Source organism: uncultured Dokdonia sp., assembly GCF_947492815.1.
Taxonomy (GTDB): Bacteria; Bacteroidota; Bacteroidia; order Flavobacteriales; family Flavobacteriaceae; genus Dokdonia.
The window spans coordinates 278,195-302,676 of record NZ_CANLOB010000003.1 but is presented as its reverse complement, the minus strand read 5'-3'; the positions used below and the strand labels follow the sequence as shown (position 1 = coordinate 302,676).

The 24,482-nt window shown below is 32.0% G+C and carries 26 protein-coding genes and 1 pseudogene; 17 read left to right on the top strand and 10 right to left on the bottom strand.

Annotated features, from left to right (window positions below):
• Positions 1 to 229, bottom strand: a pseudogene (locus Q1A01_RS05815) (IS1595 family transposase); the annotation flags it as partial.
• A 161-nt stretch (positions 230 to 390) separates the two neighbouring features.
• Here Q1A01_RS05815 and gldA point away from each other — a divergent pair.
• The 4 genes from gldA (at position 391) to Q1A01_RS05795 (ending at position 5,055) form a co-directional block, all read left to right on the top strand.
• Entirely contained in the window at positions 391 to 1,293 is a 903-nt protein-coding gene (gldA, locus tag Q1A01_RS05810; RefSeq protein WP_299677367.1) for a gliding motility-associated ABC transporter ATP-binding subunit GldA, read from the top strand.
• Positions 1,294 to 1,417: 124 nt separating this feature from the next.
• A complete protein-coding gene (gene rpsO, locus Q1A01_RS05805; protein ID WP_089373111.1) occupies positions 1,418 to 1,687 on the top strand; it encodes a 30S ribosomal protein S15 in 270 nt (89 codons plus the stop codon).
• 230 nt (positions 1,688 to 1,917) lie between these two features.
• On the top strand, positions 1,918 to 4,146 hold the full coding sequence (locus Q1A01_RS05800) for a polyribonucleotide nucleotidyltransferase (RefSeq protein ID WP_299677377.1): 2,229 nt from the start codon (positions 1,918 to 1,920) through the stop codon (positions 4,144 to 4,146).
• 372 nt (positions 4,147 to 4,518) lie between these two features.
• Positions 4,519 to 5,055, top strand: coding sequence for a hypothetical protein (locus tag Q1A01_RS05795; RefSeq protein ID WP_299677364.1), 537 nt, complete (start codon positions 4,519 to 4,521; stop codon positions 5,053 to 5,055).
• 123 nt (positions 5,056 to 5,178) lie between these two features.
• Here the strand turns inward: Q1A01_RS05795 and Q1A01_RS05790 are convergent, their stop codons facing one another.
• From Q1A01_RS05790 to Q1A01_RS05780, 3 genes are all read right to left on the bottom strand, one after another.
• A complete protein-coding gene (locus Q1A01_RS05790) occupies positions 5,179 to 5,700 on the bottom strand; it encodes a hypothetical protein (protein ID WP_299677362.1) in 522 nt (173 codons plus the stop codon).
• Positions 5,701 to 5,731: 31 nt separating this feature from the next.
• Complete coding sequence (locus Q1A01_RS05785) at positions 5,732 to 6,409, bottom strand: hypothetical protein (RefSeq protein ID WP_299677359.1); 678 nt, start codon at positions 6,407 to 6,409, stop codon at positions 5,732 to 5,734.
• A gap of 66 nt (positions 6,410 to 6,475) precedes the next feature.
• Positions 6,476 to 7,075 (bottom strand): CDP-alcohol phosphatidyltransferase family protein, encoded by a 600-nt coding sequence (locus Q1A01_RS05780; RefSeq protein WP_299677356.1) that lies wholly within the window; start codon positions 7,073 to 7,075, stop codon positions 6,476 to 6,478.
• A 119-nt stretch (positions 7,076 to 7,194) separates the two neighbouring features.
• Between Q1A01_RS05780 and Q1A01_RS05775 the strand changes: the two genes are divergently transcribed.
• From Q1A01_RS05775 to Q1A01_RS05750, 6 genes are all read left to right on the top strand, one after another.
• Complete coding sequence (locus Q1A01_RS05775; protein ID WP_299677353.1) at positions 7,195 to 8,160, top strand: hypothetical protein; 966 nt, start codon at positions 7,195 to 7,197, stop codon at positions 8,158 to 8,160.
• A 125-nt stretch (positions 8,161 to 8,285) separates the two neighbouring features.
• On the top strand, positions 8,286 to 8,831 hold the full coding sequence (locus Q1A01_RS05770) for a sigma-70 family RNA polymerase sigma factor (RefSeq protein WP_299677350.1): 546 nt from the start codon (positions 8,286 to 8,288) through the stop codon (positions 8,829 to 8,831).
• 3 nt (positions 8,832 to 8,834) lie between these two features.
• A complete protein-coding gene (locus Q1A01_RS05765; protein ID WP_299677347.1) occupies positions 8,835 to 9,551 on the top strand; it encodes a hypothetical protein in 717 nt (238 codons plus the stop codon).
• Positions 9,552 to 9,731: 180 nt separating this feature from the next.
• Positions 9,732 to 10,700 carry a hypothetical protein gene (locus Q1A01_RS05760; protein WP_299677344.1) on the top strand — a complete coding sequence of 323 codons (969 nt, stop codon included), beginning with the start codon at positions 9,732 to 9,734 and terminating at the stop codon, positions 10,698 to 10,700.
• Positions 10,701 to 10,804: 104 nt separating this feature from the next.
• The gene (locus tag Q1A01_RS05755) at positions 10,805 to 11,359 is read left to right on the top strand and encodes an RNA polymerase sigma factor (RefSeq protein WP_299677341.1); all 555 of its coding nucleotides are present in this window, start codon (positions 10,805 to 10,807) and stop codon (positions 11,357 to 11,359) included.
• The gene (locus tag Q1A01_RS05750) at positions 11,352 to 12,965 is read left to right on the top strand and encodes a hypothetical protein (RefSeq protein ID WP_299677338.1); all 1,614 of its coding nucleotides are present in this window, start codon (positions 11,352 to 11,354) and stop codon (positions 12,963 to 12,965) included. Before Q1A01_RS05755 ends, Q1A01_RS05750 begins: the two co-directional genes overlap by 8 nt.
• Here the strand turns inward: Q1A01_RS05750 and Q1A01_RS05745 are convergent.
• The 3 genes from Q1A01_RS05745 to Q1A01_RS05735 form a co-directional block, all read right to left on the bottom strand.
• Complete coding sequence (locus Q1A01_RS05745) at positions 12,962 to 14,065, bottom strand: fatty acid desaturase (protein ID WP_299677335.1); 1,104 nt, start codon at positions 14,063 to 14,065, stop codon at positions 12,962 to 12,964. The two genes, Q1A01_RS05750 and Q1A01_RS05745, sit on opposite strands and share 4 nt — an antisense overlap.
• Positions 14,040 to 14,645: a hypothetical protein gene (locus Q1A01_RS05740; RefSeq protein WP_299677332.1), complete on the bottom strand. Its 606-nt coding sequence runs from the start codon at positions 14,643 to 14,645 to the stop codon at positions 14,040 to 14,042. The genes Q1A01_RS05745 and Q1A01_RS05740 overlap by 26 nt, the downstream gene beginning before the upstream one ends.
• A gap of 107 nt (positions 14,646 to 14,752) precedes the next feature.
• Entirely contained in the window at positions 14,753 to 15,193 is a 441-nt protein-coding gene (locus tag Q1A01_RS05735; RefSeq protein WP_299677330.1) for a hypothetical protein, read from the bottom strand.
• 137 nt (positions 15,194 to 15,330) lie between these two features.
• Between Q1A01_RS05735 and Q1A01_RS05730 the strand changes: the two genes are divergently transcribed.
• The 5 genes from Q1A01_RS05730 (at position 15,331) to rpe (ending at position 19,047) form a co-directional block, all read left to right on the top strand.
• Positions 15,331 to 16,329: a hypothetical protein gene (locus tag Q1A01_RS05730; RefSeq protein WP_299677327.1), complete on the top strand. Its 999-nt coding sequence runs from the start codon at positions 15,331 to 15,333 to the stop codon at positions 16,327 to 16,329.
• A 137-nt stretch (positions 16,330 to 16,466) separates the two neighbouring features.
• Positions 16,467 to 17,330 (top strand): sigma-70 family RNA polymerase sigma factor, encoded by an 864-nt coding sequence (locus tag Q1A01_RS05725; protein ID WP_089373128.1) that lies wholly within the window; start codon positions 16,467 to 16,469, stop codon positions 17,328 to 17,330.
• 131 nt (positions 17,331 to 17,461) lie between these two features.
• Positions 17,462 to 17,872: a BLUF domain-containing protein gene (locus Q1A01_RS05720; protein ID WP_299677324.1), complete on the top strand. Its 411-nt coding sequence runs from the start codon at positions 17,462 to 17,464 to the stop codon at positions 17,870 to 17,872.
• A gap of 57 nt (positions 17,873 to 17,929) precedes the next feature.
• Positions 17,930 to 18,340, top strand: coding sequence for a BLUF domain-containing protein (locus Q1A01_RS05715; RefSeq protein WP_299677321.1), 411 nt, complete (start codon positions 17,930 to 17,932; stop codon positions 18,338 to 18,340).
• Positions 18,341 to 18,387: 47 nt separating this feature from the next.
• A complete protein-coding gene (rpe, locus tag Q1A01_RS05710; protein ID WP_299677319.1) occupies positions 18,388 to 19,047 on the top strand; it encodes a ribulose-phosphate 3-epimerase in 660 nt (219 codons plus the stop codon).
• Positions 19,048 to 19,120: 73 nt separating this feature from the next.
• Here rpe and Q1A01_RS05705 read toward each other — a convergent pair whose 3' ends face one another.
• Genes Q1A01_RS05705 through Q1A01_RS05695 form a run of 3 tightly spaced genes read right to left on the bottom strand, consistent with a single transcriptional unit; the run spans position 19,121 to position 22,902 of the window.
• Positions 19,121 to 19,957 carry a zinc-dependent peptidase gene (locus tag Q1A01_RS05705; protein WP_299677316.1) on the bottom strand — a complete coding sequence of 279 codons (837 nt, stop codon included), beginning with the start codon at positions 19,955 to 19,957 and terminating at the stop codon, positions 19,121 to 19,123.
• Between the two features lie 26 nt (positions 19,958 to 19,983).
• Complete coding sequence (locus Q1A01_RS05700) at positions 19,984 to 20,517, bottom strand: hypothetical protein (protein WP_299677313.1); 534 nt, start codon at positions 20,515 to 20,517, stop codon at positions 19,984 to 19,986.
• Entirely contained in the window at positions 20,518 to 22,902 is a 2,385-nt protein-coding gene (locus Q1A01_RS05695; protein WP_299677310.1) for an O-antigen ligase family protein, read from the bottom strand.
• A 180-nt stretch (positions 22,903 to 23,082) separates the two neighbouring features.
• Here Q1A01_RS05695 and Q1A01_RS05690 point away from each other — a divergent pair, with 180 nt between their 5' ends.
• Positions 23,083 to 23,760: a DUF4331 family protein gene (locus tag Q1A01_RS05690; protein WP_299677307.1), complete on the top strand. Its 678-nt coding sequence runs from the start codon at positions 23,083 to 23,085 to the stop codon at positions 23,758 to 23,760.
• Between the two features lie 24 nt (positions 23,761 to 23,784).
• Entirely contained in the window at positions 23,785 to 24,420 is a 636-nt protein-coding gene (locus tag Q1A01_RS05685) for a DUF4331 family protein (protein ID WP_299677304.1), read from the top strand.
• Positions 24,421 to 24,482 lie beyond the last annotated feature (62 nt).

Below are 24,482 nucleotides of genomic sequence, written 5' to 3'. Positions count from 1 at the left end.
TATACCAAATCATAAATGACAACTTTGAACTTTCCATTATAGTGCCACTACGTAAAGATGTCCTAGAATTACAAGATCTGCATTGGTAACTCCATTTATTAATCAACCAGTAATGATCTGTTGATTGACAACGCTTACAAATAACTCCTTGCTTATCTCGTTGCTCCTTAAAATGTAATCGACAACTCTTTTCATCTGTAAACTGTACGCCAAAAGAAAATATATTCATATTTAACCATCTTAAATTCAATAGAATATACGAAAATTAATTCACTTTAGGACTATTTACGGATTTACAATTTGAATATTTATGTTTTCAAAAAAAAAACTACTGAAATAATATAAAATATGTATTATTCTTATTCGTTAGTTTTGTAAAAAACCTCATCTATGTCTATCGCTGTAAAAAATATTACCAAAACATATCATACACAAAAAGCATTAGATAATGTTTCTTTTACACTTACTAAAGGAGAGATTGTAGGTTTTTTAGGTCCTAATGGTGCAGGAAAGAGTACAATGATGAAAATACTAACCACCTATCTTTCTCCCTCACAAGGCACTGCGTTAGTAAATGAGTATGACACTTTAAAACAAACGCAACATGTACGCAAATCTGTAGGCTATTTACCAGAACACAATCCGTTATACTTGGAAATGTATGTACGTGAGTATTTATCATTTAATGCAAGTGTACACAAAGCAAAAAAAGAACGTGTACAGGAAGTAATTGAACTTACTGGTCTCACACCCGAAGCACACAAAAAAATAGGGCAATTATCCAAAGGATATAGACAACGTGTAGGCCTTGCTAATGCCTTACTGCATGATCCTGAAGTTTTAATTTTGGATGAACCCACAACGGGTCTAGATCCAAACCAATTATTAGAGATACGAGGACTTATTAAATCTATAGGTAGTGAGAAAACAATTTTAATGAGTACACATATTATGCAAGAGGTAGAAGCCATATGTGACCGTGTCATTATTATTAATAAAGGAAAGATTGTAGCAGACAAAAAGCTGCAAGAACTTCGAGAAGGACAGCAACAAATAGTTATTGTAGAATTTGATTACCGAGTAGAAACTGTTGCTTTAGAAAGATTAGATAAAGTGTCTAGCGTAAAAAATACACATGATTTTATCTATGAGATTACTTTTAATACAAAAGAAGATATGCGTTCTAAAGTGTTTGACTTTGCACATGACAATGAACTTAAAATTTTACAGCTTAACCAAAAGAATGCAAGTCTTGAAAGTTTGTTTTTAGAGTTAACATCTAACAACACATAAATTTCAAAAAGTATACTTCTAACATCTCTATTCTACAGGTATATATAATTTAAAAGAATATTGTATCTTTGCACGCTGATAGACAGTCTATCATATACATAAAAATCATTTAAATAATATTGGAATGTATTTAACAAAAGAAGTTAAAGAAGAAATTTTCGAAAAACACGGTAAAGGTAAAAACGATACAGGTTCTGCTGAAGGGCAAATCGCATTGTTTACTCACCGTATCAATCACCTAACAGAGCACTTAAAAAATAATCGTAAAGATTATAATACAGAGCGTTCTTTAGTAAAATTAGTAGGTAAGCGTCGTTCGCTACTTGATTATTTAATCAAGAAAGACGTTTTAAGATACCGTGCTATTATTAAAGAATTAGGTATTAGAAAATAAGAATTTCGGGGGACTTTACGGTCCCCTTCTTTTTTACGCTTTCGCGAAAGCGTATAACAACGAAAGTCCTCCGAGACAAGAGGCAGAGAAAGCTAAACAGCTAGTTTTTCATTGGTCACCACAACTACAACTACAACACAACAACACATGGTCAACCAAAGAAAGAATGAAAGGTTGACGAGATCAAATAAATTACGTCTGATAAACGGACGAAAATGAAAAACTTAATTATGATTCCAAAAGTTTACAAAGAGGTTATAGACCTCGGTGATGGACGTGAAATTTCCATCGAAACAGGAAAACTTGCAAAACAAGCGCATGGAAGCGTTGTTGTGCAATCAGGAAAATGTATGCTACTTTGTACAGTAGTATCTAACTACAAACAAGCAGATGTAGATTTCTTACCACTTACGGTAGATTACCGTGAAAAATTTGCTGCTGCTGGACGTTACCCAGGAGGTTTCTTTAAAAGAGAAGCGCGTCCAAGTGATGGAGAAGTACTAACAATGCGTCTTGTAGACCGTGTTTTACGTCCATTATTTCCTAAAGATTATCACTCAGAAACACAGGTGATGATTCAATTAATGTCACATGACGAAGATGTAATGCCAGATGCTATGGCAGGATTAGCAGCTTCGGCAGCGATACAGTTATCTGACTTCCCATTTGAATGTGCTATCTCTGAAGCAAGAGTAGGACGTGTAAATGGTGAGTTTGTCATTAACCCATCTAGAGCACAACTAGCAGAATCTGATATTGATATGATGATCGGAGCTTCTGCAGATAGTGTAATGATGGTAGAAGGTGAGATGGATGAAATTTCTGAAGAAGAAATGACTGAAGCTATTAAGTTTGCACACGAAGCTATTAAAGTACAATGTGCAGCTCAAGAGCGTCTTGCTGAAGCCTTTGGTAAGAAAGAAGTACGTGAGTACGATCCAGAAAGAGAAGATGAGGATTTACAAAAGAAAATCCATGAGATGGCATATGATAAAGTATATGCTGTTGCAAAAGGAGGGTCTTCTAAAAAAGAACGCGGTGCTGCTTTTGGTGAAATTAAAGAAGAAATCAAAGCAACATTCTCTGAAGAAGAACTGGAAGATTTTGGAGATCTTGTCTCAAAATATTACCGTCAAGCAGAAAAAGCAGCTGTACGTGATCTTACATTAAATGAAGGATTACGTTTAGATGGTCGTAAAACAACAGACATACGTCCTATCTGGTGTGAGGTAGATTATTTACCATCTACACACGGATCTTCTGTATTTACACGTGGAGAAACACAAGCACTTGCTACAGTAACACTAGGAACATCTAGAGAAGCAAATCAAATTGATATGCCTTCTTATGAAGGAGAAGAAACATTCTATTTACATTATAACTTCCCTCCTTTTTGTACAGGAGAAGCAAGACCTATCCGTGGAACTTCACGTCGTGAAGTAGGACATGGTAACCTTGCACAACGTGCTCTTAAAGGTATGGTGCCAGATGATTGTCCATACACAGTACGTGTTGTATCTGAAGTATTGGAATCTAACGGTTCTTCTTCTATGGCGACGGTTTGTGCTGGAACAATGGCAATGATGGATGCTGGTGTACAAATGAAAAAACCAGTTTCTGGTATTGCAATGGGATTAATCTCTGATGCAGACTCTGGAAAATACGCAGTACTTTCTGATATCTTAGGTGATGAAGATCACTTAGGAGATATGGACTTTAAAGTAACAGGTACAGCAGATGGTATTACGGCGTGTCAAATGGATATTAAAGTAAAAGGTCTTTCTTATGAGATTCTTGTAAATGCATTACAACAAGCACGTGATGGTCGTTTACATATCTTAGAAAAACTAACTGATACTATTGAAACACCTCGTGAAGATGTGAAGTCTCACGCACCAAAAATGGTAACTGTACGTATTCCTAATGAATACATCGGAGCACTTATTGGTCCTGGAGGAAAAGTAATACAAGAGCTTCAAAAAGAAACTGGATGTACCATTGTAATTAATGAAGATCCTGTTACAGAAGAAGGAATTGTTGAGATTCTAGGAACAGGCCAAGATGGTATTAATGCTGTTTTAGCTAAAATAGATTCTATTACATTTAAGCCAGTTGTAGGAAACACCTATAAAGTAAAAGTAATTAAGATGCTTGACTTTGGTGCTGTAGTAGAGTACCTAGATGCTCCAGGAAATGAAGTATTACTTCACGTTTCTGAAATTGCTTGGGCTCGTACAGAAAATGCAAGTGATGTACTTTCTATGGGCGAAGAACTAGAAGTAAAATACTTTGGTATTGATTCTAGAACTCGTAAAGAAAAAGTATCTCGTAAAGCATTACTTGAGAAGCCAGAAGGTTGGAAACCTCGCCCGCCAAGAGATAATAATGGTGGAAGAGATAATAGAAGTCGTGATAACAGAGGACGCGATAATAGAAATCGTGATAGAAATAAAGATTAATTCTTTAAACGATATACTAAGTAAAAGCGGTTGTTTTAAAAAAACAGCCGCTTTTTTTGTTTAGATACCAATAATTAATTTATAAGGTTATAGTATTATCTAATCAAAAGATCTCCAACAATCCCTCATAATTAAATTACAATAGGACTGATTGATATCTCCTCTATGCTTTATATCACATAATTTAAACATGCCCTTAAATGAGATTTTTTAATTCAACCTTTAAAAAAGAAATCATCTAAAAGTACTTGTTTTCAGGCTTTCACAATATATTTAAGTAATTCCCGATAATAGTTACCATCGCTTTTTTTCTCTGTGAGATATATCTTTAGTAATTTGCCCTTATCAATACATAAACGCATAATTATGAAAATGAAAAAAATACTTTTACTTACGTTTGCTACCATAGCATTATGGAGTTGTAGCAGCGATGATTCTAATACCTCTGCAGATGATTTTGAAAATGGAATCATCATGTCTATCGCAGAAATAACTAGCAATACTATTTTTAATGATAATCTAGATGGGAATCTAGATATCAATCTAGAATATAGAGATGCTGAAAATGGAGCATTATTAGATAAGGTAGATATATTTGTTACTTTCTTAGATAAATCTGAAAATATTGGCGATAGCACTAGCGCTATTACACAAGAAGTGTTGTTACGTACTGTAGAAGACACTAGTTTTTCAACAGGAGATAATAGTTTTCCTGTTCATAATCTTATAATAACAACACAGGATTTTTTATCTATAACTAATAACACTTTAGATGGCATTGCAACAGGTGATGAATACATCACTCGTTTTGAAGTTACATTAACAGACGGGCGCGTGTTTTCTACCAATAACACTGCGAATAATGGAGGGTTAATCAGCAACTTTAATGTTATAACATCTGTAGAGTAAACTACCTCAGGGCAAGCCCCGGAGTATTAAAACCTTTGAGCGGTGCCAATAAAAACGAATAGTTGTCATAAAAAAGGAGCTATCTTTTAAAAGATAGCTCCTTTTTTACATACACATTCCGCTTCAATTTATTTTTTGATAAAAGCTCTTGGTCTTGTGTGATGGACCTGCTGTAATAAGAAAAATATTTCCCTCTTTCTTAAAATATTCTTTTATGGCAATATCTCCATTTGCTAGCAACTTAATATAAATCTTATCAATATGTGTCTTGCCATAAATGATTGGAACTACAGGAGGTACTTGAACACGTTCTTTTATTAGCGTAATTTGATAGGTTTTTTTACCCTTAAATTTCCCTTTATAAATTATTGTTTGTTCTCTTTTAAGACCTCTTATATCATCTTTAAATGATAGTATTAACTCTCCGTGATCATTAAACTTCAAGTTGACAGTATCTACTTTTTTATCATATAGATTAAACATATTAAGTAATTCATATCTGCCTGAATTTAGAATAGTGTCTTTTTTAATTTCATAAGAACTATTCAATACAGATACTTGAAAATCGTTATCAAACTCTTGAAATTTTTTCTGTTTAAATGTAGCACTACAAGAACCTAAAAAGCTACATAGAAATAATATCATTATACATTTATAATACTTCATAATAACACATTTAAAAACGATACAACACTTTTGGTAAGACGGCAAGCCCTCCTATGTTTTGTTCTATAGCACCTTTTAGTTTATAAGGTGAATACTGAACACCTGCTCCTATAGTAATATGCGTATTTTCTGTGGGTTGAAATTTCCAATGTAAACCTGGTGCGATTAAGAAAGATACCAACCCTCTATTTGCATTTTCACCTTCATCATTAAAAAAACTAAAAGGTGTTTGAACAAACATACTTGAAATCCCAACGCCTACCCCTAATTCAACTTTGCTAGCACTATTTTTTGCAGTAAGGTTTTGACTGAATCTCAAAAATGAGTTTATAATAAAGTCACTTGAGACAGCTTCTACTTGATCTATATCATTTTGATTTTGTATCACAAACTGATCATCTTGAGAAGGTCTTATAAATTGAACTACAATTGAAATAGATTTATTTCGTTTTGCAGGGATATAAATATTAAGATCTACAAATGGGGAAGGCTTAATAAATATGGCTAATTGCCCTTGGGGGATAAAAAGCCCGCCCCCTATTTCAAATTTGGGCCGTTGCCATTCTTTTTCATAGTCCCAATGTTCTTTTTCAGTAGTTATAGGTGTTGTAAAAGCTATAGAATCTGATTGAGCTGTCATCACGTATGTACATAAGCTCATTACTATGACAAAATATATTCTTCTCATGATTATTGATTTTAAAAATGTTGAAAATGATATGATTTAGATAAGTATCTGTATAGAATACTTTCTTTAATTCAGGTAAGGATTTCTTTTAAAAGAGATTCCTTTTCTAATAAGATATGCGTGATAAGAACTTGGAACATCATGTGTCCATTCTGGTAATAATAGCGTAATAAAAAGTCTATCTACATGAGCTATATATCCAACGATTAAAGAAATATAAAATACAATACCTGCATATTGAAATCCTAACATAGACGTAAACACAGCGAGAAGTGTTAGTCCCCATAACTTTGACAAAAAAGCATGAGATGCAGATTCTTTTTTAAATTTTAGTAAGCTAACTACATAACAGAAAACCTCTAAACTTAAAAGAATACGAACTTCTAGAATATGATCTAAAATAAGATTTGGATATATAAACCAAGTAGACAAACCTATTGATAACCAAAATAACATATCTGCTTGACTATCTAACCTTCTTAAAGCAGCTGTAGCCACTTGATGTTTTCTTGCTATAATACCATCTAGAATATCAGAAATTAATCCTAGATACATAAGAACCATTATAAAAGGGACGGCTGCTTCTCTGAACGCAAATGAAATGCCGAAAATAACAAAAGCTGCAATACCTCTAAATGCGATAAGTGCTAAAGGAACATGTTTCATAATTATATGTGTTTAAAAGTTTAGACCAAAACTATTGCACTATTCGCATAATTATTCATTCAAAACACAAGCGTTTAAAATAATTTTTGTGATTATCGCAAAAATTGTATTTTACAGCTATGGAACAAGAACGTTTTTTAAAAGAAATAAGAGTATTGATACCTTCTAACACCTCTCTTATAGAAGCTATTGCTACAGCATTAGATATAAGTTATGATGCCGCTCATAGGAGAGCTAGTTTAAAAAGCAAATTTTCTTTATCAGAAAGTATCACCCTTGCAAAACATTTTAAACTTTCTTTAGACAAGCTATTTGTAAGCAAACAAAACAATTGGGTTTCTGTAGAAAAAACAGCTCCAATACGTAATGAAAAAGAATTAAAAGAATATTTTGAAAATTCGTATGCAAACCTCATCCCATTATTAGGCAAAAAGGGTTGCAAATTAATATACTCTGCCAAAGACATTCCTATATTTTATGATTTAAAGAGCGATACAATGATGCGCTTTAAAATATACGTATGGTTAAAACTATTAGATGCAGATTTTCACTCTATAAGTTATACCGATTTCTCCCCTAGTCTTGACATTCAAAAAATTGCCAAACGTCTTGGAGATCTCTATGAAGATTTACCTATTACAGAAATATGGGATCTTACAACTATAAACGGTACTTTAAAACAAATTCATTTTTATTTTAAAGCAGGTCATCTTACAGAAAAGGAAGCACTAACTATTACCTCAAGCCTTAAAGAGACGATTATTACCATTTCTCAACGCATCATAAAAGATGCTACGTATAAGCTTTACTACAATGAGTTATTATTAATGAATAATAATATTTATGCACAAGTTGAAGACCAACAATCATTATACATTCCTTTTACGTTACTCTCCTATTATAGGACTTCAGATAGAAGTACCTGTGATCATGCAAAAACATATTTAGATAAACAATTACAACATTCTAAGCTACTAAATACTGCTGGAGAAAAGGAAAGGAATACATTTTTCAACAAAATTTATAAAAAAATTCAGGCATTAGAACATCTTATAAATGCTTCAGAAACATTAGATTTTGAGTGAAAAAATGCAGGTATACGCTTTCGCGAAAGCAAAATTATATACATTTAATGCATAGCAGACGCAACCTTTTTATATATACTAGACTATTAAGGTAAGTTAATAGCTATAAACTGAATAACAAATCATTGGAAAAAACACAACTTATTGCTGGATGCAAAAAAAATGACCTAGCAGCCCAAAAAATGTTATTTCTAAAGTATAAGGATCTTGTATATACAACGTCTTTAAAATACTGTAGAAATGAAGCCGAGGCTGAAGATAATGTGCATGATGTTTTTATTGTCATTTTTGAAACGATCCATAAATATAAAAACAAAGGATCGTTTGAAGGATGGATAAAACGCATTACAATTCACAAAGCTGTAGATAAGTTTAGACAGAGAAAAACGACAGACTTACCTTATCAGATAGAAAGTGATACAAGAGAAGTAACTATAGACCGAGGAAATATAGATGTACCCATTGATTTTGTTTTTAAAGCTATTCAGGAATTACCAAACAGGTATCGTCTGGTATTTAATCTTTATCAACTAGATAACTACTCGCACAAAGAGATTGCTAATATGCTTTCTATTTCTATGGGGACTTCTAAGTCTAACCTACATCGTGCTAAACAAATTTTAAAAGATAAAATACTAGCTTTTTCTAGTACCAAAATATTGAATTTATAACCTATGAAACAACAAGAAGATATTGGAAGTCTAATTAAAGAAAAACTTCAAATGGCAGAGAAAGTTTCTAATGATGCAACTTGGGATAGAATACAACAATCTATGGAGGAGCGTAAGAAAAAAAGAAGATTTGCTTTTTATATAAAATTAGGATCTGCTGGCTTGATCGTATTAATAGGAGCTTTAGTTATCATGAACTACTCGAATAGTATTGATGAAAACACTAGTACCTCTAAAGATAATATGCATATAGAGCATAAAAGCACAAATGCATTAGCTACAGAAGGAAAGGAACTTAAAAATGTAGATACACCAGAAACTATTACCACTACAAGTTCTAAAAAAAGCACTAAAGAGCGTACTCCTGAGGAACTATATCAAGAAGTTTCTACTCAATCTAAAACAACTAGCACAGAAGTTACTCCTGAAGTAAAAAACACGTCTTTAAAAACCGAAGAAAAATTTACCTCTGCAACTATTAGAAACACAAAAAAGAAAGTAGCAAAAACAAATTCTTCTGTAAAGAAAGATTCAAAAACAACGATGATTGATACTGTCGTAAATAGGAATGATGTACCCGTTACTCAAACTACTCAAAAAATACATTACTATTATAATAGTAAGACTGGGCAAGAAGTGAGCAGTACAGATAAAAGAGTTATTGATTCTATCATGAAAGCTAATCAAGTAAAGTCAGATTCTCTAAACAAAAAGAATTAAACACTTATTATCAAAATATTACACACCAAAAAAAGTGATTTTTCTCATGAAGATCACTTTTTTTTGTTTTATAACGCAACCATTCTTCATCATATAAGTCTATTAAGTATAGAAAGAGATAATCATTTTATGAGTATCTTCATAGAAATCAATTTGTAAATTAACAAACAATCAATCAACATGAACGTTAAAAAATTACTTTTTACAGCTTTAACTGGATGCATACTATTTTCTTGCGACAGTGATGATAAAGTGACAAATACTGTACAAGAAAATGTAGAGACAGGTGCTGTGCTTAGAACCATAGAAATTATAGAGAATTCTATTCCTATAGGTATGGAAAATGGACAGACCATTATTACGGGCACTGCCCAACTATCAATTGTAATAGAAGAGCAAGACGAGCAAGAAGGAGCGTTATTACAAAGTGTAGATGTATATACAAGTTTTACTGATGGTTCTCCAGATACGGGAGATACCTCTATGGCCGTTACCGAAGAAGTATTTTTAGGTAATATACCTGTAGATCTATTTTCTGATGGACCATTTGGATTACCAAGGCTTGAATTTACCCTTGAAGCTACAGAGCTATTAAGTGCTGTAAACCTTACTCCTGAAGCTATTTTTGGAGGAGATACTTTTACCACAAGATTTGCTTTAAATCTTTCAGATGGTCGCACATTTTCATCAGATAATGCTGGTGGAATTATTACTGGAGGTTTCTTTAACTCTCCTTTTCAATATATCACTCCAGTAGTTTGTAACTTAGCTACAGACTCTTTTGTTGGAAATTATTTAATAGAAGAAATAACACCTTATGTAGATGGGCCAACATTTGCAGATGGAACCGTTGTAGAAGTGAGTGTAGGAAATACAGATACAGAACGTTTGTTCTTCACTCCTAATTATCCAGATTATTGCTCTACACCTAATGACTTTAATTTCTTATTTGTTTGTGGTGAAATTATAGTTCCAATACAGGAAAGTAATTGTGCATGTAATACTGGAGCTGATTTTTTTGGACCTACAGACACACCTGAGAATTATGATGCAAATGATGATTCTGTGTTCTTTGTAACGTTTGAAAACGATGTGCAATCTGACTGTGCGCCACCAGAAATCACAACATATAAGTTTACAAAACAATAAATTATTCTCAACAAAAACAGGTATTATTAAAAAATACCTGTTTTTTTTTAATAATGACGCAACCATTTCTTATTATTTAGTCTATCCTAAAACAAACCGAAGTATTGGAGCTTATCCAACTCATAGAAAAATGCAAAAAAGGTGATCGCCAATCACAACAAACTTTATACAATTTGTATAAGGATAAACTTTTTGCGCTTTGTTTAAAATATTGTAAGAATCGTGCAGAAGCAGAAGACAATTTGCAAGACTCTTTTATTAAAATATTTCAAAGCATTAAGACTTATAATGGCAAAGGGTCTTTTGAGGGATGGATGAAACGCATTACTATAAATAGAGCTATAGATCGTTATAAAAAAGAACCATTTATAGAACCTATAACAGACCAACATTTAAAAGAAGACACAACAGTAGCTATGGACGAAGTTCCTATAAACTTGCAACAAATGCTTGCACTTATACAAGAACTTCCTAGTAGATATAGATTAGTTTTTAACCTATACGAACTAGATAATCATACGCATGTGGAGATAAGTGAAATCCTAGGAATTAGTGTCGGCACTTCAAAGTCAAATTTGCATAGAGCCAAACTAATTTTAAAAGAGAAGATCACTGCGACTTATACAATCACCCAAAAAAATTCAATTGTAAATGGGTAATAGAAAAGACATAGGTAAATTATTCAATGAGCGGTTCAAAGATTTTGAACAAGCACCTGGTGCGGACTTATGGGATAATATTGCTTCAGAACTAGATCAAAAAAGTGATCGTAAAATAGCTCCATTTTGGTTATATTTTGGAGGTGTTTTAATTGTAGGAATGCTAACGGGATTATTATATTGGGCCCCATGGAGTGTTATAACATCTCCAAACATAGAGGAGCAACCTAGCATTGTTAATACCACACAACCATCTCAAAATAATACATCTGTAACATCATCATCTTCTCTAAAGAATACTACTACTGAAGAAGTAACCAACGCAAAATCTTCTATTAACACATCTTCTAAAGAAGCAGAAAACAAAAACATCTCAACAAATAACGATACTACTAATTCAACTTCAATAAGAAATACAGCTACAACTATTGCATCTTCACAAAATAAAAACTCAGAAAATTCGCAGATAGTAACAACTACAAAAACAACTAATAAAAACACTAGTAATTCAAATAATAGTGCCAATACCTCTTCATTAAGCCAAACAACATCATACACTTCTACTCAAAAAAATGATAAAACAGCATCAATTATAGAAGTATTGCGTACTATGAAAAGTGCCTCTCAAGAGGCAAGAGAACAAAAAGAGCTTGAAGCCAGAACAGCATATCAAGCAAAAATTAAAGAAGAATTAGCTACTGCAATTGCTGCTCAAAAAGAGGACAGTAAAATAACAACTCAGAAATGGCTAGACTCTTTACTAGCAATCGAAAAAGCAGAAAAAATAAAAAAAGAAGCACTTGCTATTACTGTTAATAAAGAAGAAGAACAACCTATTAAGGAAAAAACACCTAAGCTTCCTAAAACAAAAGAAGAACGAGAAAAAGATCGCAAAGAATCTGTAAATTATAAATTTGCTGTATCACCATATACAAGTTTATTAAGTTATGGTTCATTAACAAAAGGATCTTCTATTGATAACAGACTTGTAGATAATCCTAGAGATGCTATAGGTACTATTGGATACGGAATAAGAGCTGATTATAAATTCTCAGAAAGATCAAGTATTCGTTTTGGAATAGGTGTCGCTCCTTTACAATATAGAACAAATAACTTCCAAGTTTTAATCACTAATAACAATGTAAATATATTTCAACTCTCAGGAATTGACCCACAGACCTTAGGACAAACGGGAGGTATTGAGCCTAGCCCAGAAGCATTAGCGTTCTTTAATTCTAATGACGTTGTAAGTATAGAGCAAAACATATCATATGTAGAAGTTCCTGTAGATTACCAATATCGATTCTTGAACAAACGACTTTCAATGAGCTTTAATACAGGATTAAGCTTATTCGTTTTAACAAACAATAGAGTATTTGCAACCGCTAATAGTGGCGAAAGTATTTTTATAGGTAGAGAAACAAGTTTAAAAGATCTGAGTCTAGCTTTAAATTTAGGATTAGGAACGTATTATAATTTCTCTAATAATTGGAGATTTGATGTAGAACCTGCTTTTAAATATCAACTCAATCCTTACTCTGATAATATAGGAAACTTTAAACCTTATTACTTTGGTCTACAATTTGGGATATCATATAAGTTTTAAATTTCTTGATGCAAAAGACCGTGCTCATACCCTTCTCTTTTTAATAGATTGATGTGTGACTTAAAAACACGAAATAAATTCTCTTCAGCTCTATAGTTTACATGGAATGCTAGCGCTGTTTTCCTTAACACTGGAGTTATATTTACATAATGCACATGATTTATTTCTGGAAAAAGATGATGAATCACATGATGATTAAACCCTCCAAAAAAGAAGTTAGCAAGTGTACTGTTTGTACAAAAATCTGATGTAGTTATTATTTGATGTGTAGACCAAGTATGCTCAAAATCTCCTTCTTTATTTGGAGTCGGAAATTCATGATGATCTCCTACATGTGTAGAAACTAGTGCGACACTTATAATTATACCTGAAAAAATATTCATCAATAAAAAACCAAGAAATACGGTACTACTTATACCTATAACAGAAAGAGGAATAAAGAATATAAAACTTATATATAAACATTTACATAAAATAATCTTTCGAAATGTACCTCTTGGATGTTTTTTTATAATTTTCTTCCCAAATTGTTCTTCATAAAAATCTTTAAAATCTCTAATTAAGAACCAATTAAGTGTATAACTAAAAATTAAGAGTATAGGAGTATATATATGTTGAAATTTATGAAATTTAAGGAACACATCCTTAGGAAAAATACGTACTAGCTTTGACTGTTTGATATCACTATCAAAGCCAATAACATTTGGATAGGGGTGATGCGCATATATATGACGTATACGCCATATATATGAGTTCCCTCCTAGCAAGTCAAAAACAATAGCATACCTCCTATTTACAGCTTGATTTTTTGAAATAGAACCATGTGCAGCATCATGTCCCACATTTAATCCTAGTAAGATTGCTAAAATCCCTAAGACAGCATAGCTAATCAATACGATAGATGTATGCTTTCCAAAAACAAGAAGACAACTATAAGTTATTACATACATACTTATGAGACTCCAAGCTTTAATATACCAAAACGATGTTGCCTTCTTTGTGAAAGAGCTATTTTTAAAATACGAATTAACCTCAGCTCTTAAATACTTATAAAAAGTATCTTCTTTTTTAAACTTAAGCGATGGCATCTCTCTTTTCATAATCTCTTTTTAATAACCATAAAGTATAATCTCCTGAAGTATTTTGAACCATATCATAACATTCAAATCCATACCGTTCAAAAAGGACCTTATTCCTTCTTACAGAAGTTTGTATATAAATGGGTAATTGTTGCTTTTTACTTTGTTCAAATAAAAAATCTCTTAATTCAATAATAGTTTGTGTACTTTTTTCTTCAGGACTAACTGCTATGATTAGACAATACAAATGAGGTATACTAGGAGTTTTTTCTTTAACTAAGGCCTGTACTTTACACACTTTAAATAGTTTAAATACATCTATTACAGAAATAATAAAGAAAAAGTAGAGTTTTATTTTTTTAATACCATTTCTAAAAGTGCTTTTACTTCCCCTTTTATAGAATAACAAAACACCTTTTGTATTTGCATGCAGATAAGCACCCTGACACAATATTGCCATTTTTAAACAGAAGCTATAAAGATTGCGCAACCTTTTTCTACCTCCGCCTGTCATCCATAAAAGATTCGGATTTTCTTTCATCGCTTTTCTTAAAACTTCTAAAGCGATTGCCATGTTATGTGGCTGTATTGAATACATCATCTTGATACATTAAAAATTCTTATTTCACCCCTATAGTTATACTAATAACTGCCTTCTCTATCATTACTTGATAAAAGGAATTGTATAAATCAAAAACCTTCGTTGAATTACATCCGTATCTCAAGATTCCAACCTTTATCTGGCTTATACCCTTTTAAGATATTTAAACTTCCTATCCCATACCCATAACCCGCTACACCAACTAATACTAATTCTGAAGCGACTAATCCTAAAAAAAAGGAAGGAATAGCTACTGGAAATAATAACACAACTGTATTAGCAACCAGTAAGCCCAAAGGGTTTTTCTTAATCTTTTCTATATCATCCAATAAAATGGTATGTTTTCGTATTCTAATACTTGTATCATCTACAATATAAAACCTACCATTTTTCTTCTTCCCATCTTTTGTTTTTACACGAATACGTTTACCCTCCTCAATAAAATTTTCTTTTTGCAAATTGGTATTGGAAATCATAATACCTCGTTCTTGAGCATATATAAAAGATGTAAAAAGCAACCCCAAAATCATTAAAACATGTAATTTCATAAGTATATATTTTTAGTAATTCTCCATCCAAATTAGGTTTATATTCTAAAGGGCTTTCCCATTTATTACCAAAAACTTATCTCAATTTTTGCATTTTTTACAAATACTAACTCAGCTAAGTGTTGTATTTTTAAAATATGCAACAAGTATTTATTCAACATCTTAAGAATCAATTACCTGAAGATCTTTCATTAATTGATGAAGTAGCTGATATTTTAAATATTAACTATGATGCCGCGTATAGAAGAGTAAACAGCAAAACAAATCTATCTCTAGAAGAGGCTGTTATTTTAGCTAAGCATTTTAAAATTTCTCTTAATAAACTCTTTGAAGTAGGATCTCAGCATACGCTTATTTCTGAAAAATCTCCTAAAATTGTAGATGAGGCAGGTTTAGAAGGATACTTTAGAACTTCTTTGCAAAATATTGAAGCTCTTACCAAAATAAAAAGTGCTTCAATTACTTATTCGGCAAAAGACATTCCGTTATTTTATACACTAACTGACTCTTTTTTGACACGTTATAAAATATATGTATGGCTTAAATTTTTAAATGAAGATGGCAGTATGGCCAAGACTACTTTTGAAGATTTTATAAAAAGAATACCTAAATCTTTATTAGAGAGTGCTTTTGCTTTAGGCGAAACATACAATTATATATCTATCACAGAGTTTTGGAACGACAATACAATTAATGGAACGTTACAACAGATACTTTACTTTTTTGAAACGGGCCTTTTATCACAAGAGTTAGCAATAAAAATATGCGAAGATCTTTCTAATATTGTAGATCATGTAGAGCAACAAACGATCAATCAAACAATTATTAATTCAAAAAACAATGCTTCTTATAAGCTATATAAAAGTGATTTACTAACAATGAGTAATACCATTATGGTAAAGACAAATCGTCAAAAAGTATTTTTCACACCGTTTACAGTATTGACCTATTTCAAAATTCAACATGGGCAGACTTGTGAAGAAATGGATCGTTTTTTTCAAAAGCAAATGCTTAACTCAAAACTCTTGGCTAATGCTGGAGAAAGAGACCGATCCTTATTTTTCAATAAAATGCATGTAAAAATAAAATCGGTAGTAGATCGTATTAATGCAGACAATGATTCCATTGTATTTTAGAGGGTTATATACGCTTTCGCGAAAGCTTAAAAAGGATTATTTCCAATATAATTTAAAATTAATGTAAAGTTTTTGTAACATTATGCGACTTTAATACGTATAACAAGTACAACACTCAAACTAAAGTTGATTTTTACATGAGACAACTCAAAATTACCAAGCAGGTTACTAATCGTGAGACTGCTTCCCTGGACAAATACCTACAAGAAATTGGAAAAGTTGACTTGATTACCGCAGATGAAGAGGTAGAGTTAGCACAACGTATTAAAGCTGGAGATCAACGTGCATTAGAGAAATTAACAAAAGCAAACTTACGTTTTGTTGTATCTGTTGCAAAGCAATATCAAAATCAAGGATTAACATTACCTGACTTAATTAATGAAGGAAACCTTGGTCTTATTAAAGCTGCCCAACGTTTTGATGAAACTCGTGGGTTTAAATTTATATCATATGCTGTATGGTGGATTCGTCAATCTATCTTACAAGCACTAGCAGAACAATCTCGTATTGTACGTTTACCACTTAATAAAATTGGTTCTATAAATAAAATTAATAAGACATATGCTTTTCTTGAGCAAGCTCATGAGCGCCCACCAAGTGCTGAAGAGATTGCAAAAGAGCTTGATATGACTATTAATGACGTAAAAGAGTCTATGAAAAACTCTGGACGTCACGTAAGTATGGATGCTCCTCTTGTAGAAGGTGAAGATTCAAACTTATATGATGTATTACGTTCTGGAGAATCACCAAATCCTGATCGTGAGTTATTACACGAATCATTACGTACAGAGATTGAACGTGCACTTGAAACATTAACACCTCGTGAGGCAGATGTTATCCGTTTATATTTTGGATTAGGAGATCAACACCCTATGACACTTGAAGAAATAGGAGAAACTTTTGATCTTACTCGTGAGCGTGTACGTCAAATAAAAGAAAAAGCAATACGTAGATTAAAACATACATCTCGTAGTAAAATATTAAAAACATATTTAGGATAATATCCTAATTACGATAACAACAGTTTATCATAACTGTTCGTTTTTTGATTGATGAATGAATCCTCGGCTGATTACCGGGGATTTTTTTTGTACCTTGTTTATTAAACTAGACAATCCCCCAAACCAAATTTATGCTATATAGTATATGTTATGTCAGCACTTTAAGTAAACAATTAGAAGATACTGAATTAAAAAAATTATTTGATTTTTGCTCTACTAAAAATATAGATAGAGGTATTTCTGGAGTATTACTACATAATTCGGGTAATTTCTTACAATATTTTGAAGGAGATGAATTACAAATAAAAGAGCTCTATTATTCTAAAATCAAAAAAGACACAAGGCATAAAAATATCATAACCTTATTTGAAAAGAAAATAGAAGTCCAATATTTTACAGGATACAAAGCTGGTTTTACATCCATTATAAGTGAAAACCAAACAAGAAGTTTACGTTCTTATCTTAATTTACTCAATTATCTAGATTCATCAGAAATAGAGGCACTTTCAAAAACGGTTAATTCTTTTTTAAGTGCTGTATAGAATTTTCTTACAAATATTTTTTTTATATATTTATGAAAATACGCAATTTAAACAAATATGCCTTATACTATTTGCTATGTAAGCACTATCACTAATTTTATTGAAGATTTAGATATAAAACGACTATTTAAAAATTTTGTAGAGAAAAATATCGAGAATAACATTAGTGGTATACTACTATATAATTCTGGCAATTTTTTACAATACTTAGAAGGAAACGAACAGGATGTTAAAACATTATATTATAAAAAAATATGTGTAGACAATAGACATAAAAGTCCTATTGTCATTTTAGAAAAAAAAATAAATAAATTATATTTTTCAGGATTTGAAGCTGGCTATGTATCTATCCTAGAAAAAAATCAAGTCAGAAATTTAAAGTCATACTTAAATCTCTTAAACTACCTAGACTCTTCCGAGATTAAAGTCCTTACGAAAACTGTCAATTCATTTTTAAATGACCGTTAGAATTCTTAAAAAAGATGTAGTTTTACAAAAAACATAAACGCCTATCTATGTCTGAAAAATTAATAGCTCCTTCCGTGCTTGCAGCAGATTTTTCAAATCTACAACGTGATGTAGAAATGATCAACAATAGTGATGCAGATTGGTTTCATATAGATATCATGGATGGTGTTTTTGTTCCTAACATTTCTTTTGGGATGCCTGTATTACGTGATATTGTAAAACATGCTACAAAAACAATAGATGTACATCTTATGATTGTAGATCCAGATAGGTATATACAAACATTTGCAGATTTAGGAAGTAATATTCTTACCGTACATTATGAAGCTTGCACACATTTACATCGTACTATACAAGCAATCAAGGCGGCAGGAATGAAGGCTGGAGTAGCTCTTAACCCGCATACAAGTGTACACTTACTAGAAGATAGTATCCAAGATTTAGACATGGTATGCCTTATGAGTGTTAATCCAGGATTTGGAGGACAAAGTTTTATAGAAAACACGTATTCGAAGGTAAGTACACTCAAAGAGATGATCACTCGTAAAAATACATCAACACTTATAGAGATAGATGGAGGAGTAACGAATAAAAATGCAAAACAGTTAGTAGATGCTGGTGCAGATGTACTTGTAGCTGGGAGTTATATATTTAAATCTAATGATCCTGTTGCAACAGTAAAAGACTTGAGAAAGCTTGTAAACTAGTAATTTGTTTGATTTAAAAAAATGATGTCAGGTAAACTCCCTTTTCTGAAGTTTTACTTCCAAAAAAACAAAATTAATACCCTGCAAAATTAAAATTAAGTAAGCATTTCTGATACGCATATAACTGAGGAAAATGCATTTTAAAGTCTTTTGGCGATTCAATAAAGTATTCTGCAAGCACTGCCATAAACTCAAACTGATTTGTAAATGCGTATGCTCTAAAATACGTCACCTCATCTAGTTTATTTTTAAGATCTTGATCTGTAAGTCTTTTTAATATCTTTTGAAATTGACGTTCAAATCGCAAAGCATCTATATCACTACTTTGTTTTGCGCCAAGTTGCAATGCATGCATAAATTCGTGTACACCTAAATTAAGATTATCATCTGTGATACGATACCCTTCTTCAAAATCTTCCCACGATAGCACAAGTGCTCTTTCTCTGGGATTAAATTCTCCTTTATGATATTCTTCATTAGCACTACTGTAATAAGCTTTTGGGTAAATCAAGATATGGTCAATAAACTTATACGTATAATGCTTTCTTCCAAAGGTTAACATACATCCTACAGCTGCAATAAGGACAATCATCTTATCTGTAATCTCAAGATCATCTCTTCCTACAAATTTTTTATCTTTTATAAAAGTAGCAACTCGATGTTCAAAACGCCTTTTTTCTTTAGCTGTTAATAGTGTATAAAAGTGAAACTCATTGCTAAGTATCTGTTTTTGCTTTCGCGAAAGCTTTTTAAAAATGAATATATCTCTATAAAGTAAACGATCGTATTTATTTGCATACCAATTTTCATAAATCCTAAAAAGCACATAAAGTACCCACAAAGCAAGCGCTCCTACTATGCAATACATTAGCCATTCATACTTCTGGGCATATCCTTGGATTATAAACATATTGTAACAACGTTAAAAAACGCTTTCTATTTCTTAGAGCTTTCTCCTTTAAAATTTTGAGAACTATTTTTAAAGAGCACGTTAAATGTCGTTAAGCTCCCATATATTCTCGTGATATACTGTTGTAAATCTATTTTATCTTGATCGTCTAATGTTTTACTAGAATTAATTTTCTGTTCCATCACACGTATACGATCTCGTACCATGACTATTTTATGGAAAAATGTATCTATCGGAATATCCTTAGAACTAAGGCTTGCATCCTTAGGATTTAATGTCATAGAGCCACCTCTCCACTTATCTGCAATAGGCACCACTTCTGATATATCACTATAGCGTTTAAGCATGTCTCGTAAGCTCTTTTCTACCTCATAAAAACTTATCGTATCTACTTCATCTTCTACAGCCTCTATAACCTCAAATGAATCGTCTACTGTGATGGTTTCTAAACCATCTTTTATAAAAGTAACCCAATACAATTCTGAGGTTACATTTGTAACTACACCAATACCATGTGTAGGATGATCTATTCTAGATCCTATTCCTAAAATTTTTTGCATTTATTCAAATTTACTATCACTTAGCTTTAACGCTAATTTATATCCTAATTCTTTACTTTTTCTATAGTCTTTGGCTGCTTTGGTTTTTTCACCCAATCTGTCATAGGCAAGTCCTCTATTGTATTCAGCACGACCATCTTTATATTTTTTTGAATCTATGACCTTTGTAAGGTGCTTTATAGTTTCCTCATATTGCTTCAGCTTAATCTCTATAATCCCTAAATTCAGAAGTGTAGGATTATTGGACGGCGTTATTTCTAATATTTTTAAAAACTCAACCTTAGCTTTTGCATATTCCTTTTGTTTTATAAACTCAAAAGCTGTGGCATACCAATCTTTTATATCTGTAGCACTATTTTTTACAGTATATTTTTCTCTATACTTAATTAGTGTTTCATTATCTGGATTTTTTTCTAAAGCTTCATCTATGACAGCAATGGCACCATTTACATCTTTATAAAACTCCATAACACGCTGACTTTTAAGTTGCCATTGGCTGATATCATCTGGATTTCGTTTTAAAAAGGTATCTATTGTATTAAAGTAACTTATCGTATCTCCTTTTGCTCTATAAGCGTTTAATAAAATGATATAGTTATTCTTTATTGCAGGAAACTTTTCAAAGCCTATGTTGGCATAAAAAATAGCACTATCGTTATTTATTTTACGTTGGCCATAAATAATACCTTTTAACATCGTAGATTCAAAATGATTAGGAGCCATTTTTATTGATTTATCCAGATGAGACAATGCTTTGTCTAGCCTACCCTCACTCATAGCGTACATACCCATAACATGTTCATTAGGTCTTCCTACACCTGCTAAATTAAAAAACCCAGAAAGATCTCTAACAACTTGATCATAAGACATCACATATTTATCCTTCATAAGGTTTTTACCCGTTGTATCAGCAAGCACATAATTTTGAGTCACATATGTTGTATACTTTACGTAAGTAATTACAGCTGCACTTAAAGCTAAAACAGCTAATACAATCATTGTGGGCATATTAACAGTCACTTTCTTTGCTTCTTCTTTTTTGTATTTACTGTAAAAGAAAACAAGAATTAAAGAGGCTATCACAACAAAATGTCCTTGAATAGGTGTACGTTCTAATGGAAAGTTTATTAAAGCATCAAAGCCATAAGCTAGTAATGCCAAGGCTATAACCGCATAAATCCATCGATCTTCATGTTTCTGATGTGTAAAAAACAATTTCAGAATACAAAATATGAGAACAAAAAACATAAACAGGTAACTTATAAAACCTACGATACCTATCTCTGCGAGCACTTGTAAAAAATCATTATGAACTCGCAATGGATATATAAATTTATCCCTCTTTGCCTTTGCAAAATATTTATCCTTATTGGCTAGTTTCCAGTTACCAACCCCTACCCCAAGAATAGGATGAGACTTAAAGTCATCAAAAGCCATTTCATAATGTATAGGACGACCACTACCATAACTAACAAATCCTTTTTGATTCTTAGCATACTCTTGTGCTACTTTATCTGGATTTAATACAGGAGCAAACAATAATTCATTAAAGGTATTTGCTCTGGAAGCATCAATCCTATTAATATTAGTTGCAAAAAGATATGACACCAATAAAATAACAACAAAAGGAAGTAATATTGTTTTAAAAGAAACTGCTATTGTTTTCTTACGTGCACTATCTATTATAAAATATGCTAGAAAAATAATCACATAAAAAATAGCACTTAAAACGGCAGTTCTTGCTCCTATAAAAAACAATGCAGAAACTCCCATAAATAAACTAATGATACTCGCTATTTTCCATTTACCTGTATGTTTTACAAGCCCCCATAACAAAAAGGGAATTTGAATAGCTAATGTCGCGGCGGTTGCATTCTGAGTACCATATGTATTTAAAGCTGTCTTTAGTAGTAAGGTGGTATTCCTATAAGTATCATTATCTAAAAAGATCCATATTACTTGAATAGCAATGTATATAATAATGATATGACACACTTTAACGATGTATTCAAATAAGGCTTTTGGTGCGATTTTAATGATTAAAAATAGATTCACACTTGCAATGAGTGTAATTGCTATTCTAGCAAGATCTTTTACACCTTCAGATACATTAAGAGCTCCATATATAGAAATTCCTGCGACTAAAAAGAATAATAGATAACTTCCAAAGAATAGTAAAATTTGCCGTTGCTTCTTAAAAATTGCAACTTTTTCTCGATTTGCATATATGTAAAAAAGAGCCAACACATTTACGACAGAAAAATAAAACCACTGAGAACCAATAGGATCCACAGCTTTTAGTCTAGGAAAAATACCTATAACAAGATATAATAGCACTAATATTTTTGGAACGAGAAGATCTAATTTTGGTTCACTTTTTCCCACAATAATATGTTTTTGGTAGCGAACTAAATTAGGTCTTTTCTTTTTAAATATGAAACTTAAAACACAAGTAAAGGATGATCGCATTCTTTTTTTATTAAGAAATATTTAACATTTATAAGAAAACCGCCCTTTCTACATCTTCGTAAGTCTCGCCGTAAAACATATTTTAAAATTACTATTATGAAAAAAACAAGTTTATTAGCATTAGGTGGTTGCTTGGTATTAGCACTTACATTTGCTTTAGTTGCCGCAGACCACGTAGACGCGCCAGATGTTGCTACCACTACTGCAGACATCACAGATTTTTATGCCTTTGAGGGTGCTACACAAGACAATACTGTTTTTGTAGCAAATGTACAAGGCTTACTACCGCCTGGAAGTTCAGCTCAATTTGATGAAAATGTTCTTGTAGAGATTAACATCGATAATGATGGAGATCTTGTAGAAGATTTAATTATTCAAGCAATTCCAAGAGATGGGATTATGTATTTCTTTGGTCCGTATTCTCCTAACACCACAGGACTCAATAGTACTATTGATGAGGACACCCAACTTACTGGTCAAGTAGCTATTTCTACAGGAGCTACTGCTACTACAGAGACCACAAACGACATCTCTTATTTTGCAGGTTTACGTGAAGATCCTTTTTTCTTTGACTTCAATCAATTTAATGCTGTTGTAGGTGGAATGGCTCCAAATGGTTTTAACAATCCTGGAAATGATGACTTTGATGGTACCAATATACTATCTATTGTAGTTGAAGTACCTAACTCACTTTTAGGAAGCACTTTCCCACACCCCGCAGGAACTGGTGTCGAAGTATTTAATACTTGGGTAGAAGCAAAAAGAAAACAATAATCAATTTATTTAAAAAATATATTTATGAAACTCAATAATTTCAAAACACTATTTATACTATTAGCCATGGTTGGATTCATGAGCTGTAGTGATGACGACGATGCCACAATCCCAACAGACGACATGATGATGAATGACGATGATGGAGAAGTAATGATTGATTTTTCTGGAACATTTGCACAAGAAGATCAAATGGGACGTCCAGGAATTAATACCGTATTAAGTCCAGATAATACTACCGAAAATGCATTTAATGTAACCATCCCTTCAGAACAAGGAGCTGCATTCCAACCTACATTTTTACAACGTGCTGTAGATTTACACGCAGCATTTGGTGTAGAATATGAAACAAATATTTTAGGACTAGATGCGCCTACACTTACTACGATTCTAGCATCAGATGTATTACAAGTAGCACCTAATAATCCTACATCTTATTTTGATGGAACCAATGTATTAACAGGTCGTACACTTACAGATGACATAATTGACATTTCGCTTATCCTATTTTTTGGAGGCGAAAATGGAGATCGTTTTAATGGCCAGGATTTGGATGGAGATGGTACGCCAGATCTACCTATTCTAGTTACTGATGGTGTGAGTGCAGCAGGAGAGACTCCTTCTAATGCATTTCCATACCTAGAAGCGCCTCATAACTAAGTCTATCTTTAAAAGGAGTTTACAATGTTTGTAAACTCCTTTTAAAACAAAATTGAACAAAC